Annotated in this window: 12 protein-coding genes; 5 read left to right on the top strand and 7 right to left on the bottom strand. The window is 46.1% G+C overall.

Annotated features, from left to right (window positions below):
* The first annotated feature begins 25 nt into the window (after positions 1-25).
* On the top strand, positions 26-2044 hold the full coding sequence (locus ACX0G9_RS20610) for a S9 family peptidase (protein WP_459066841.1): 2019 nt from the start codon (positions 26-28) through the stop codon (positions 2042-2044).
* Positions 2045-2055: 11 nt separating this feature from the next.
* On the opposite strand, the gene ACX0G9_RS20605 is transcribed toward ACX0G9_RS20610, so the two are convergent.
* Genes ACX0G9_RS20605 through ACX0G9_RS20595 form a run of 3 tightly spaced genes read right to left on the bottom strand, consistent with a single transcriptional unit; the run spans position 2056 to position 4309 of the window.
* Complete coding sequence (locus tag ACX0G9_RS20605; protein ID WP_459066840.1) at positions 2056-2364, bottom strand: rhodanese-like domain-containing protein; 309 nt, start codon at positions 2362-2364, stop codon at positions 2056-2058.
* Positions 2365-2419: 55 nt separating this feature from the next.
* On the bottom strand, positions 2420-3241 hold the full coding sequence (locus tag ACX0G9_RS20600; RefSeq protein ID WP_459066839.1) for a PASTA domain-containing protein: 822 nt from the start codon (positions 3239-3241) through the stop codon (positions 2420-2422).
* A gap of 54 nt (positions 3242-3295) precedes the next feature.
* Positions 3296-4309 (bottom strand): D-alanine--D-alanine ligase, encoded by a 1014-nt coding sequence (locus tag ACX0G9_RS20595; protein ID WP_459066838.1) that lies wholly within the window; start codon positions 4307-4309, stop codon positions 3296-3298.
* Between the two features lie 106 nt (positions 4310-4415).
* Between ACX0G9_RS20595 and ACX0G9_RS20590 the strand changes: the two genes are divergently transcribed.
* Complete coding sequence (locus tag ACX0G9_RS20590; protein ID WP_459066837.1) at positions 4416-4649, top strand: hypothetical protein; 234 nt, start codon at positions 4416-4418, stop codon at positions 4647-4649.
* A gap of 369 nt (positions 4650-5018) precedes the next feature.
* Here the strand turns inward: ACX0G9_RS20590 and ACX0G9_RS20585 are convergent, their stop codons facing one another.
* Entirely contained in the window at positions 5019-5366 is a 348-nt protein-coding gene (locus tag ACX0G9_RS20585; protein WP_459066836.1) for a 4Fe-4S dicluster domain-containing protein, read from the bottom strand.
* Between the two features lie 59 nt (positions 5367-5425).
* On the opposite strand from ACX0G9_RS20585, the gene ACX0G9_RS20580 reads away from it, so the two are divergent.
* Both ACX0G9_RS20580 and ACX0G9_RS20575 read left to right on the top strand, forming a co-directional pair.
* Complete coding sequence (locus ACX0G9_RS20580; RefSeq protein WP_459066835.1) at positions 5426-6424, top strand: acyl-CoA reductase; 999 nt, start codon at positions 5426-5428, stop codon at positions 6422-6424.
* Positions 6425-6745: 321 nt separating this feature from the next.
* Complete coding sequence (locus ACX0G9_RS20575) at positions 6746-8269, top strand: trypsin-like peptidase domain-containing protein (RefSeq protein WP_459066834.1); 1524 nt, start codon at positions 6746-6748, stop codon at positions 8267-8269.
* 101 nt (positions 8270-8370) lie between these two features.
* Here ACX0G9_RS20575 and ACX0G9_RS20570 read toward each other — a convergent pair whose 3' ends face one another.
* Positions 8371-9696: an alpha-amylase family glycosyl hydrolase gene (locus ACX0G9_RS20570; protein WP_459066833.1), complete on the bottom strand. Its 1326-nt coding sequence runs from the start codon at positions 9694-9696 to the stop codon at positions 8371-8373.
* Positions 9697-9887: 191 nt separating this feature from the next.
* On the opposite strand from ACX0G9_RS20570, the gene ACX0G9_RS20565 reads away from it, so the two are divergent.
* Positions 9888-11126, top strand: coding sequence for a 4-hydroxy-3-methylbut-2-enyl diphosphate reductase (locus tag ACX0G9_RS20565; protein ID WP_459066832.1), 1239 nt, complete (start codon positions 9888-9890; stop codon positions 11124-11126).
* Positions 11127-11168: 42 nt separating this feature from the next.
* Here ACX0G9_RS20565 and accC read toward each other — a convergent pair whose 3' ends face one another.
* Positions 11169-12506 carry an acetyl-CoA carboxylase biotin carboxylase subunit gene (gene accC / locus ACX0G9_RS20560; RefSeq protein WP_459066831.1) on the bottom strand — a complete coding sequence of 446 codons (1338 nt, stop codon included), beginning with the start codon at positions 12504-12506 and terminating at the stop codon, positions 11169-11171.
* A gap of 102 nt (positions 12507-12608) precedes the next feature.
* Entirely contained in the window at positions 12609-13100 is a 492-nt protein-coding gene (accB, locus tag ACX0G9_RS20555; protein WP_459066830.1) for an acetyl-CoA carboxylase biotin carboxyl carrier protein, read from the bottom strand.
* Between the last annotated feature and the right edge of the window lie 267 nt (positions 13101-13367).

The raw sequence follows: 13367 nt of genomic DNA, 5'->3' as shown, positions 1-13367 counted from the left end.
AGCTTTTACAACCAATCCCCTGTTTATGAAAAAGTTTGCCCTGTTGGTTTTTTTTCTGGCTTGCTGCGGATTATTATCCGGGTTACGATTGACCGCGCAACAACCCCCGTCCAAACGATCCATGCGTCCTTCCGATATCTACCGCCTTCCCATTCTCGGGGATGCCCAGGTTTCGCCCGATGGTAAATGGGTGGCCTATACCATTTCAACGGTAGACACAACCAGGGACCGCCGGAATTCGGATATCTGGATGATCAGCTGGGATGGCAGTCAGAACCTGCAGATCACCAATAGTCCCGAAGGTGAGTCCAAACCCCGCTGGAGCCCGGATGGGAAATACCTGTCGTTTCTTTCCTCCCGTCAGGCAACCGAGCCAACAGCGACGATCAAAGGAAATCAGGTCTGGCTGATGGACCGCAGAGGCGGCGAAGGCAAACGGCTTACCGAAATAAAAGGAGGAGTATCGGATTATGCCTGGAGTCCGGACGGGAAAAAATTACTGCTTACCCTTTCCGATCAGGAGCCGGAGGATACTTCCAAGGCCAAAACTACCAAACCCTTTGTAATAGACCGTTATCAATACAAAGAAGATATTGAAGGGTACCGTTATAAAAAATTATATACTCATTTGTATCTTTTTGATGCGGTTTCTAAAAAGACAGATACCCTGACCAGGGGAAATTACAATGAAGCGGGGCCAGTCTGGAGCCCGGACGGGAGCCGGATTGTTTTTGTGAGCAACCGGACAGAAGATCCCGATAAAAATGAGAACACGGATCTGTATGTCATAGAGGCCAAACCGGGATCGGCCTTACGTCAGCTAACCACCTGGAAAGGCACCGATAATTCTCCCAGATGGAGTCCGGATGGCAAATGGATTGCCTATACACGCTCCACTTCAGAAGCGGATTATCTTATGTATGACCAGCCTGTGTTGTGTATTGTTCCCAGCGGAGGCGGCGAAACAAAACCACTTTCCCTGACCCTTGACCGTCCGGTAGAAAATCCCCGGTGGACGGAAGATGGAAAGGACATCTATGCCCTGGTCAGCGATGACCGACAGAAATATGTAGCCCGGTTTTCGGCAGGCAGCGGACAAATGACAAAAATAGCTTCCGGACAGCGGGTCTTTAGTTCTATTGAAGCAGGTCCGGGAGGAAATTGGCTGGTTACCATGAGCGATCCCCGGTTACCTGCGGAGATCTATGCGCTGGAAAAAGGGGGCTCCCGGCGTCTCACTAAACAGATGGATAGTTTTGTGGACTCCCTATCCCTTGCCGCCGTAGAAGGGTTTAATTCGAAAAGTGAGGATGGCGTTGAGGTGTCCGGCATTCTCTACCGCCCTGCCGGTGTAGACAAAACCCGAAAACTTCCGCTGATCCTTTTTATACATGGAGGACCGGTCGGACAGGACGAATTCGGCTTCGATCTTAGCCGCCAAATGCTGGCCTCCGGCGGATACGCAGTTGCAGCGGTGAATTACCGGGGTAGCAATGGACGGGGACTCGATTTTTGCAAAATAATTTCTGCCGATTGGGGCAACAAAGAGGTTATCGATCTTCATGGCGCGGTCGATTACCTGGTTAAAAATGGGATAGCCGATCCGGAAAAATTAGGGGTCGGAGGATGGAGTTACGGAGGGATCCTGACTGATTACCTGATAGCTTCCGATACCCGTTTCAAGGCAGCCTGCAGTGGGGCCGGCACAGGTTTTACTTTATCCCTCTATGGGGTGGATCAATATATTTCCCAATATAACAATGAGATCGGAGCACCCTGGAAAAGTATCGACAAATACCTGAAAATTTCATACCCCTTGCTGAAGGCCGACAGGATCAGGACTCCGACCCTTTTTATGGCCGGGGAAAAAGATTTTAATGTGCCTTCTGCGGGAAGCGAACAAATGTACCAGGCTTTACGCACCTTGGGCATATCAACCCAACTGATCATTTATCCAGGACAGTTTCACGGAATAACTGTCCCCAGTTACCAGAAAGATCGTTATGAGCGATATCTGGCCTGGTATGGAAAATATCTAAAATGAAGATCTTTATCTTAATTCCCGATCCGGTCCTGCCAGGCAAGCATGCCCCCGGAAACGTTGGTTACGTTGGTAAAGCCGGCCGTCTCCAGGATCAGACAAGCCTGCCCGCTGCGATTGCCACTGCGGCAATAACAGATAACCTCTTTGTCTTTCCAGTCTTCGATGTCATCTGTCTGCATGGTCTGAACCTTGCCTAATGGCAGCAATATGCCACCGATATTAAATTCTGCATGTTCCCCCGGTTCACGGACATCAAGCAGATTCAGGGGTTCTCCTGCATCTATTCTGGACTTTAATTCTTCAACAGAGATCACTTGCATATGTAGTGTTTGTTTTACAAAGATCGGTAATTTATAAAAATCTAAGGGAATACCATTAATACCCGTTTCCTGCCGGTTGGCTTCTTGCGGAATCGACTTTACGTTCAGGTCTCTGTACACCAAGCCAGATATCGAGGGTTTGACCAGGGTGTATTCGATTCGCCCTTCCATCTTCGTTGAACTGTGGCGGGCTTTGCTTGCGGATAAACCCATCTGCCGTATCTCTTACATCCGGATCGGGAACTACCGAACCAAAGGCAAGATTTAGTGAATCGATCCTGGCTTTTGCCTCACGGTAACTCAATCCGAACAGATCCGGTACCATAAAACCCTGACCGCCGATTCCATTACCAAGCACGAGGGTGATGGGACTTCCCTGCTGGATCTGTGTACCCGGCTTGATCGTTTCTCCTTTATAAAGCTGATCCAGGACTGAATTTTTGGCAAAATCCGGCTTGAAAAGGGTATCCTCCAATCTTAAGCCATATTGACGAAGGATCATATCCGCATTCCGGAAACTCATAGATACCAGGTTGGGCATCTGAATAAATGGGGCCTGTGCACGGTTGATGGTAAGATAAACCGTACGATTTACTTTCACCAGGTTATCCGCCTCCGGAAATTGTTTGACTACCTGTAATGGAGCCATGGTATCGGAATAAACCGAATCCTGGATCTGCACCTCGAAACCCTGCGTCTCCAGGGTCTTTTTCGCCTGAGCATAAGGAATGCCTGTAACGACGGGTATTTTCATCGTTTTGCCGTGTTGGGTCAGCAGGGCCAGGGAGCCTAAAAACAGCAATAAAAGCAGCAGCAACAAACCTGCGCCAGCTAGTACATTGACCCAAAGGGGCTTAGAAGTTATAAATTTGAACACGCTGTCATTTTATTTAGGTAAAGCCTGTTATCAAGGCTATGTAAAATAAGGAATTTAATGATCCCGGCTCCCTTCTGCCCGGGTGGCCAGTGCGTCTTCGATAAGGGCAGAATAGAATTCTTTTAAGGTCCAGCCGGCAGCCTGTAATTGCTGGGGAACAAGGCTTGCCGCACTTTGTCCGGGAACGGTATTGATCTCCAGCATAAAAGGCTCCCCTTTCTCTTCATTATAAATAAAATCTATCCGCACCACTCCCCGGCAATTAAAGACCTGATATATCTTTTTGGCCGTAGCCCTTACCTTGGCTGCAATGGATTCCTCCACGACCGCTGGAGTCGTTTCCACATTAAGACCGGGCGTGTATTTAGCTTCAAAATCAAAAAACTCTTTTTTGCTCTTTACCTCGGTAAATGGAAGAGTAATTATCTCTCCTTTTGACCGGAATACCCCGATCGTGAATTCCCGGCCGGTAATAAACTCTTCTACCAATACCTGGTCATCTTCCTTAAAAGCTTTTTCGATAGCAGCGCCCAGCTGATCCGAGGGTGCATTCACTTTAGACATACCTATACTGGATCCTCCGTTATTGGGCTTGACGAAAACCGGGAATTTCAGGTGTGCGGTCATTTCATCGGGGTTCTCGAATCTTCCCTTGATAAAAAGGACGGAACGTGCCACATTGATCCCATTAAAGGCAGCCACTGCCACCGTGAATCTTTTATTGAACGTTAAGGCTGAAGTAGCTGCATCGCAACTGGTATAAGGTAAATTCATCAGGTCAAAATAACCCTGCAATTTCCCGTCTTCACCGGGAGTGCCATGGATACCGATCAGAACGGCATCAAAAGAGATCCTGCGACCTTCCAGTGTCAGGGAAAAATCATTTCTGTCCACTTTTACCTTTTCCCCGTTCTTTCCTTCATAGAACCATCCTTCCCTGGTAATATCGATCTTATATACCGTGTACCTGGTCAGGTCCAGGTTATTTTCAATGGTAATGGCGCTTTTATAGGAAATAACAGATTCACCGGAGTACCCGCCTGTAACAAATGCAATAGTAGGCTTCATGAATAAAGACAATTTTCAGCAAATAAACGAAAAGATCGCGGAATTATTTCTGTCTTTGGGCGCCGTTAAAAAGCTTTAACAGGTTTACCTCCTTATGGTGGTAACCATGAAGAAGGCTCCTATGAGTAAGGGTATTGATAATAAAAATATAGAGAACCAAAAAAAAGAAGAAGCAGGAAGAAAGAAAAGACAAAAAATAAAGGCTTTCAAAAAAGTAAAAAAGTCTTATAGAATAAATATCTTATTCAAGGGGGAATCTTATTCAAAGGGGAGTACTGAGGGGGCGTTGCCGCCTCTGTCGCTACATAACCGAGGTTCGCTCCAGTGGAGCGAAGCGTAACTGAGTTCCGTTCGTGGGAACGGGACGAAAGCTACGGGTGTAGCCCATACGAGCAAGGCTCAGATTTCTTGTGCCATGTGGGGCACATTTTCGAGGGAAAGCACATGGCACAAGAAAGGTGAAGGCATAATCTCCTTCACCCTTTTATGACGGGAAATATCACCCGCCTATTTTCATGTAGCTCTAGGCTACATTGGTAAACTTCTTAATTACTTCCACATCTTTACATCACTTCCACATAATCACAAATCATCATATGTAAAGTATGCGCTTTTTTGGAAATCTGCAAATTATTGCGGGGGTATTTATCCACAATTTTTTTAATATAAAGATTTCCTCCTGCAAAATGGATGACCTTCCAGGAGCCTTTTACAGATGCAAACGTTCCTTTTTAGCCATCAATTCGTCAACAGTTTCCTTATAAAGTTCGTCGGGAACGCAACAATCCACCGGGCAAACAGCCGCACATTGGGGTTCTTCATGAAAACCCTGGCATTCGGTGCATTTATTGGGAGTTATATAATAGGTATCCACGCTAACAGGCGCATTGCGTTGACTGGCATCCACAATAGTTCCATCCACGAGGGTATAGGAACCTTTTACGCTGGTCCCGTCTGAAATTGACCACTCGACGCCACCTTCATAAATAGCGTTATTGGGGCATTCCGGTTCACAGGCTCCGCAGTTGATACATTCTTCCGTTATTTTAATAGCCATATCTTTAAAATTAGGGGATTAATAAGATAATTTTGTACAGCAAATATAAAATGGATTTAATGAAGTTAGAACAACGGATTGATTTATTAGCTGAACTTGGCAATTATTGCCTGTCCGAAGAGGCAGGTTGGAGGGAAGCCAAACTGGAGGCCAGCCATAAAAACAAGTGGTTTACCCCTGAATTCATTGAAAATGCTGTAGTACAGATAGCGCGGGAGTACCTGCAAAAGGACAAACTGAAAGAATGGGCCAAACAATATGAATTGGAGAAAGTTAACCGTCCTCCCTTGAATGTCGGTCTGGTCATGGCAGGCAATATTCCATTGGTCGGGTTCCATGACTTCCTCAGCATTTTTATATCCGGACACCGGCAGACCATCAAACCGTCGACACGGGATGAAGTCCTGATACGGCACCTTACAGAGCGGTTAAGCAGCGCTGAACCGGAAGTACAACAATACGTATCCTTTGCCGAAAGGCTAAAAGGCTGTGATGCATATATTGCTACTGGCAGTGATAGCTCCTCGGTATATTTTGATTATTATTTCAGCAAATACCCTCACCTGATCCGTCGTAACAGGACCTCTGTCGCCGTTTTGAACGGCAGGGAAAGCAAGGGTGAACTGGAAAGCCTCTCGGATGACGTAAATCTTTATTTTGGATTGGGTTGCCGTAATGTCACCAAGCTTTATGTTCCCGAAAATTATGATTTCGTTCCTCTGCTGGCAGCATTCCGGAAGTACGATTATCTAAAGGATTACAGCAAATACACGCATAATTACGACCATCAGCTGACCATCATGATCCTGAATAAAAAGTTTTATATGACCAATGACTCCATTTTGTTATTGGAAAGTGAATCTCCCTTCAGTCCCATCAGTGTACTGCACTACGAATTTTATAAGCCGGGAACAGATCCTCTGCCCGCTCTTGAGGGCAATCCTAAGATCCAGTGCATCGTAGGACAACGGCAGGTGCCATTTGGAAAAGCACAGCAGCCTGGCCTGACAGAATATGCAGACGGGGCAGATACCCTGCAATTTTTGCGGAACTTATGAACAATTGACAGTTTATTAAATGTGTACGGTAATTGATAATTCTTGGCTCACTTGATTTTGCCGCTATTGGCAAAATGGCTATATTGTATTGATTCCCAAAGAATAAACAGCTAAGGTCCTTTTTTGGGAACCGACCATCTACGAAGGGCTTAGTAAATTATTTGTTAAACTGGCCCATTGGTAAGAACAGTTCTGCAAGGTTGGCGTTAATTTGTTATCGATAGGCATATTATTTGAAACATTGCCTGGCAGAACCTTGGTTCGCAAAACCCAACGGTGCAAGTAAAAAAGTAAACCCAAACAAGATTAACAAACAAGATTATGAAAGCAAAGCAAATAGTAGCGGTTATCCTGATCAGTGCTTCGACTGCAGTTGCTACCATGTGGGGGTATAATCACCTTACATCCGGTAAAACCTATGTCTATTCACAGGATAATTATTCACAGGATTCAGGCAAGGTACCTTCCAATTATGCCAAATTTTTTGAGGGCAACAACAAGACAGGATCGGGTCCAGTAGATTTCACCAATGCTGCCAGTGCGGCAATTCCGGCCACCGTGCATATTAAAACCAAGACCGTTCGTACGGTTAGTAATAATTTACCCAAACGAAATCCTTTTTCCGACCTTTTCGGGATTGATCCGGATGATTTTTTCGGTAACGGGAATGGAATGCGGTCCATGCCGGAAATGGCTTCCGGATCGGGTGTCATTATCAGTAATGATGGTTATATCGTGACCAACAATCACGTGGTGGACGGAGCTGATGAAGTAACCGTCACCCTGAGTAACCGTAAATCTTTTAAAGCAAAGGTAGTCGGCGCAGATCCCAGCAGTGATCTGGCTGTAGTAAAGATCGATGCACAAGGACTACCCTTCCTGCTTTATGGTAATTCGGATGATGTGAAGATCGGCCAATGGGTGTTAGCCGTAGGTTATCCCCTTACCCTTGAAACCACCGTTACGGCGGGTATCGTCAGTGCAAAAGGCAGGACCCTGGATATAAACCGCCGTCAAAGCCAGACTCCGGTAGAATCTTTTATTCAAACGGATGCTGCCGTAAACCCCGGTAATAGCGGAGGCCCCCTTATCAATCCGGAAGGACAACTGATCGGTATCAACTCCGCGATCGCCTCTCCTACCGGTTCCTATGCAGGATATTCTTTTACCATTCCGGTGAATATCGTAAAAAAGATTGTTAGCGATATCATGAAATTCGGAACTCCTCAAAGAGCCTTCCTGGGTATTCAATATCCCAGGGATAATATGAGTGAGGATCAGAAAAAAGAACAAGGAATCAAAGAAGGAGATGGTGTTTATGTAATGGATGTTACTCCGGATGGAGCAGCGTTTAATGCAGGCATCAAAAAAGGCGATCTGATCACCAAACTGAATAATGCAACCGTTCTTACCGGAGCGGAAATGGTTGGCCTGATCGCTACCTACAGCCCTGGTGAAAAGATCAATGTGACCTATAAAAGGGAAGGCAAAGATTTTACGGTACCCTTGGTACTGCGTAATAATTCCGGCACGACCTCTGTGGTAAAGACTTCTGTGATGGACAAACTGGGAGCCCAGTTGGTGACCCTTACAAAAAAGGATGCCACCAGCCTGGATGTCAAAGGCGGGGTTATCGTAAAATCGGTAACCGAAAATGGCCTGATGGATAAATCAAGGGTACAGGAAGGTTTCATCATCCTGAAAGCAAACGGGCAGGAAGTAAAATCGATAGAAGAATTTCAGAAAGTATTGGAAAAAGCTACCGGTACCATAAAACTGGAAGGGATCTTCTCGGGATACGAAGGAGTTTATACCTATCCTCTCCGGCTTTCCAGCGGTAACTAAAATAATGCCCCGGCAAATGAAATAGCTCAGCAATTAAAATAGCTCAACAAACAGGCAAAAGGCCGCCCCATTAAACCGGGGCGGCCTTTTAAATTCAGCAACTATTTTTTCTCCAGGACGGCAAATCCCCAGGCGGGCAATTCCAACGGCAAGGCCAAATCGGAATCGAAGGTCTGCCCGGTAAATATATCCTGGAACCGGCCATTTATTCTCTCCACATAAGGCAATACCCCATCCTCTGATTTAAGATCATCAGCACGCACAGCTATCGGATCTCCCGAAAAGTTAAGCAGCACAAGAACCTCGTCGCCACCCGAGCTGCGTAAAAAGGCAAAACAACGCTTATCATCAGGGGTTGCTGAGTTGATATGCAGACGAACCGTGATCGCCGCCGGGGATCCTGCCCTTAAGGCCGGGTTGCGTTTTCTTAATTCCAGTAATGCCTTATAAAACCCGTGCAACAGGCAATGAGCCGTCCAATCGATCTGATCCTTATCGAAGAATAATAGCCGTTTTACATTCGGGAGTTCCTGTCCGCTATAGATCAAAGGAAGACCGTTCCAGGTGCAGCATAGGACAGCAAAGGCTTTTGCTGCATCTCCCATCCGTTCGTACTCACTGCCGCTATGGGAATTCTCATCATGGTTGGAGGTAAAAAAAGCTCTGATAGCATCGGGAGGGAACATGGCAGAATAATACTGAAGTACTTCATCCAATCCATCCAGCCCGGATTCTTTTCTCCAGACTGCCTCCATCTTATGCAGGAATTTCCAGGTATAGGTGACATCGAATACTTCGTGATAGGCAATTTCTTCGCATTCCGCAAGCCAGAACAATTCTTTTAATTTGTCAAGCTCCGTCCTGCTTTCCCTCCAGAATTCAAGGGGAACCAGCATGGCCATATCGCATCGAAAGCCATCGATATCACACTCTTTGATCCAGAAAGCCATCGCTTCGATCATGGTTTTGCGAAGACCGGAATTATCATAATTAAGATCGATCACGTCTTCCCAACCATGGGCCTCATAAAAATTACCTTCACTATTTTTCCGGTAAAAATCCGGGTTTTCCCTGGTCCAGCGATGATCCCAACCCGTGTGATTGGCGACCCAATCGATAATGACCTTAAATCCCATTTGATGAGCGGTCCTTACCAATTGTTTGAAATCGTCAAGGGCTCCGTATTCGGGGTTGACCGAAGTGTAATCGGAGCAGGCATAATAACTTCCCAGGGTTCCTTTCCGCCTGTCCTGGCTTATCGGGGTTATCGGCATAAACCAGAGCACTTCAATGCCCATGTCTCTCAAACGTGGCAATTCCCGGGCAAAAGCCGAAAATGTCCCTTCCCGGGTATATTGGCGCAGATTGACCTCATAAATATTGGTTGCGGCGATCCAGCCGGCACGGACAAAAGGAGCACTCATCATTCTTTTTAAACTTTGCTTCAGCAGGGAAGATAATATTTATTCTTTTTACTTGGATAATTGCCTGCAGGCACCTATAGCTACTCAGCTATCTAGCTAGATAGCTGGATAGCTATTTTGCTGGCTAGTACGTACCTTTGTACCCGGGCAAACAGGAAGTTCTGCCCCCTTTACCTTTTAGTTCCGATCATAACATGAAGACCTTCAATGTTCCCATTATCTATCGCAGTCCGCTCATCACCGCCATAAAAAGCCGGCGCAAACAGCAGGACAAAATGAAGAAGGATTTTACCCCTACATTACTGGAGTTGGGTGGTTTACATATTTACCTGGCCCGTCATTTCGGATTCTGTTATGGAGTGGAAAATGCAATTGAGATATCCTTCCGGACAGTCGACGAGAATCCTGGCAAAAGGATCTTTTTGTTAAGCGAAATGATCCATAATCCCCAGGTGAATGCTGATCTGCAATCCAGGGGAATAACCTTTCTGCAGGATACGAATGGCCGGCAGCTGATCCCCTTCGAAGACCTGGATCAGGACGATATCGTCATTATTCCCGCCTTCGGGACCACCCTTGAAATTGAAAAAAAACTTCGTTCGATTGGTATCGCAACGGAAAAATACAATACCACCTGCCCTTTCGTGGAAAAGGTATGGAACCGCTCCTTTCAGATCGGTAAAAAAGAGTATACCGTAATCGTACATGGGAAACCCGGGCATGAAGAAACCAGGGCGACATTCTCCCATGCTGCGGCGGATACACCTACGGTAATTGTAAAAGACATGCAGGAGGCCCTCGAACTGGCTCTTTTTATAACGGGAGAAAAAGCACCGGGAAGTTTCTATGATCGTTTCAAAGGGCAATACAGCGAAGGTTTTGATGTGCAGAAAGACCTTGAGCGAATAGGCGTGGTCAACCAGACGACCATGCTGGCCAGTGATACTCAGGCTATCGCCGATTTTCTTAAACAGACGATGATCGATAAATTTTGTCTTACCGAATCTACCGTAGAGGAACGTTTTGCCGATACCCGGGATACTTTGTGTTATGCTACCCTCGATAACCAATCTGCCGTTATCGGATTACTGGATACCCCAGCGGATCTGGCCATTATTGTAGGTGGATATAATTCCTCCAACACCAGCCATTTGGTAGAGTTATGCGAAGAGAAATTACCTACTTTTTTTATAAGCTCCGAAGAAAAGATCCTGTCCAAACAGGAAATCCTTCACTACGACTTTCATCACCATAAGGAAAAACTGACGACCGGGTGGATTTCCCCCCCTTCCAACACCGATCCTGTCCGGGTCCTGATCAGCAGCGGGGCTTCCTGCCCGGATGCCCTGGTAGAGTCCGTGATTCGCAAGCTGGCCGGCTATTACGGCGCCGAGGCCCTTTTAGCCGGCATGGAAATACAGTTTTCCAGATAGGAAAATTTACCGGATAAGAAAGCTCGCCGGATAAAATTATTCTCAGATCATTTTAAATCCTTCGAGGAACTTGGTATTAAAATCTCCGCTGCGGAAACGTTCATCTTTCATTAATTGTAAATGAAAGGGGATGGTAGTCTTGATTCCTTCGATGACATACTCGCTTAAAGCCCGGTGCATGGTATTTATGGCTTCTTCGCGGGTACGGGCGACGGCAATGATCTTGGCGATCATGGAATCATAATAAGGAGGAATGGTATATCCTGCATATGCGTGGGAGTCTACACGGATCCCATGGCCTCCGGGCTGATGCAGAACGGTGATCCTTCCCGGGGAAGGTCTGAAATCATTATAGGGGTCTTCGGCATTGATACGGCATTCGATCGCATGTCCCTGTGGTTCGTAATTAAGACCGCTGATCGTTTCTCCTGCCGCTATTTTAATCTGTTCTTTGATCAGATCGAAATTTACCACTTCTTCTGTAACGCAATGCTCCACCTGGATGCGGGTATTCATCTCCATGAAATAAAAATTACGGTGTTTGTCGACGAGGAACTCAACCGTTCCTACGCTTTCGTAATTAATGGCAGAAGCAGCCTTGATAGCAGCGTCTCCCATACGTTGCCGCAATTCTTCCGTCATAAAAGGCGACGGGGATTCTTCCACCAGTTTCTGGTGGCGCCGTTGGATCGAACAATCCCTTTCGCTGAGATGGCAGACTTTTCCGTATTGATCGCCAGCTACCTGAATCTCGATATGTCTGGGCTCTTCCACGAATTTCTCCATGTAAATGCCATCGTTCTTAAAGGATGCCGCCGCTTCAGCCTTGGCCGTAGAATAAGCCTTTTCCATTTCTGCATCTTCCCAAACCACCCGCATGCCTTTTCCACCGCCACCGGCCGTGGCTTTCAGAATAATGGGATATCCCATTTCCTTTGCCAGTCCCCTGGCCTCGTCCAGGCTTTCCAATAATCCTTTTCCCCCGGGCACGACAGGAACACCGGCTTTGATCATGGTTTCCTTAGCCGTGATCTTATCCCCCATGGAATTGATCATGGCTGGAGTAGGTCCGATAAATTTGATACCATGTTCTCCGCAAATCTCTGCAAACCGGGCATTTTCCGCCAGAAATCCATAACCGGGATGAATACCGTCTGCATTGGTGATCTCTGCAGCGGCCATAATATGGGGAATATTCAGATAAGAATCAAAACTGGCAGGTTTTCCGATACATACCGCTTCATCAGCGAACTTAACATGCAAACTATCCTTGTCGGCAGTGGAGTAAACCGCAACGGTCTTAATCCCCATCTCCCGACAGGTACGAATGACCCGAAGGGCAATTTCTCCCCTGTTGGCAATTAATATCTTTCTAAACATGATTTCCTTTTGAGTTCTCAAATAAAAAAACTCATGGTTCATAACCCACAACTCACGGCGTTTAAACCATGAACCACGGGCCATGAACCATGACCAACTAATTTATACGGGCTCAACTAAAAATAAGGGTTGGTCATATTCTACCGGTGAAGCATCTTCTACCAGCACTTTTACGATCCTGCCTCTTACCTCACTTTCAATTTCATTGAAAAGTTTCATGGCTTCGATAATACAAACTACCTTACCCAGATCGATCTCGTCCCCGACGTTGACAAAAGACGGCTTGTCAGGAGAGGAACTGCGATAGAAAGTACCGATCATCGGGCTCTTTATGGTTACCGTATTATCGGCAGGCGCTTCAACAACCTTTGCAGGTTTTTCAGGCGCACCGGAGGACGGCTGCTGGGCAGCAGAATAAGAAGCTGCTATCAGGTTCGAAACAGGAGATTGCTGCATAGGCGCGGCAATAACTTGTTGAACGGGTTCTTCTTTTTGTTTAATAGTCAATTTAAAGCCTTTCTCCTCGATACTTACTTCTCCGATATTTGACTTGTTGATCATCTTGATCAACTCCTGAATCTGTTTAAAATCCATATGGATGAATTTACAGTTTTTTTTGGGTCAGTTTTATTTGGGCGGCTAAAATAGGGATTAAAAGCTAAATATACCCAAAAACACTGGTGAAATTTAAAAATCGAAAAAAGGCAATTTGGCAAATGGCTTATTCTATGGTAGCCATTTGGGAAAACCAAAGTGAATCACAGGTTCACTGGCCGAAGGCCCGTTATAAGCGCTTTTTTCCTCACATGGCTATATTCCCTAATAGCCATTTGGGAAAACCAAAGTGAACCACAGTTCACT

It is taken from the genome of Flavitalea flava, assembly GCF_054461575.1.
The sequence above is the reverse complement of the archived record's forward strand: the minus strand, read 5'-3'. Positions and strand labels throughout refer to the sequence as shown.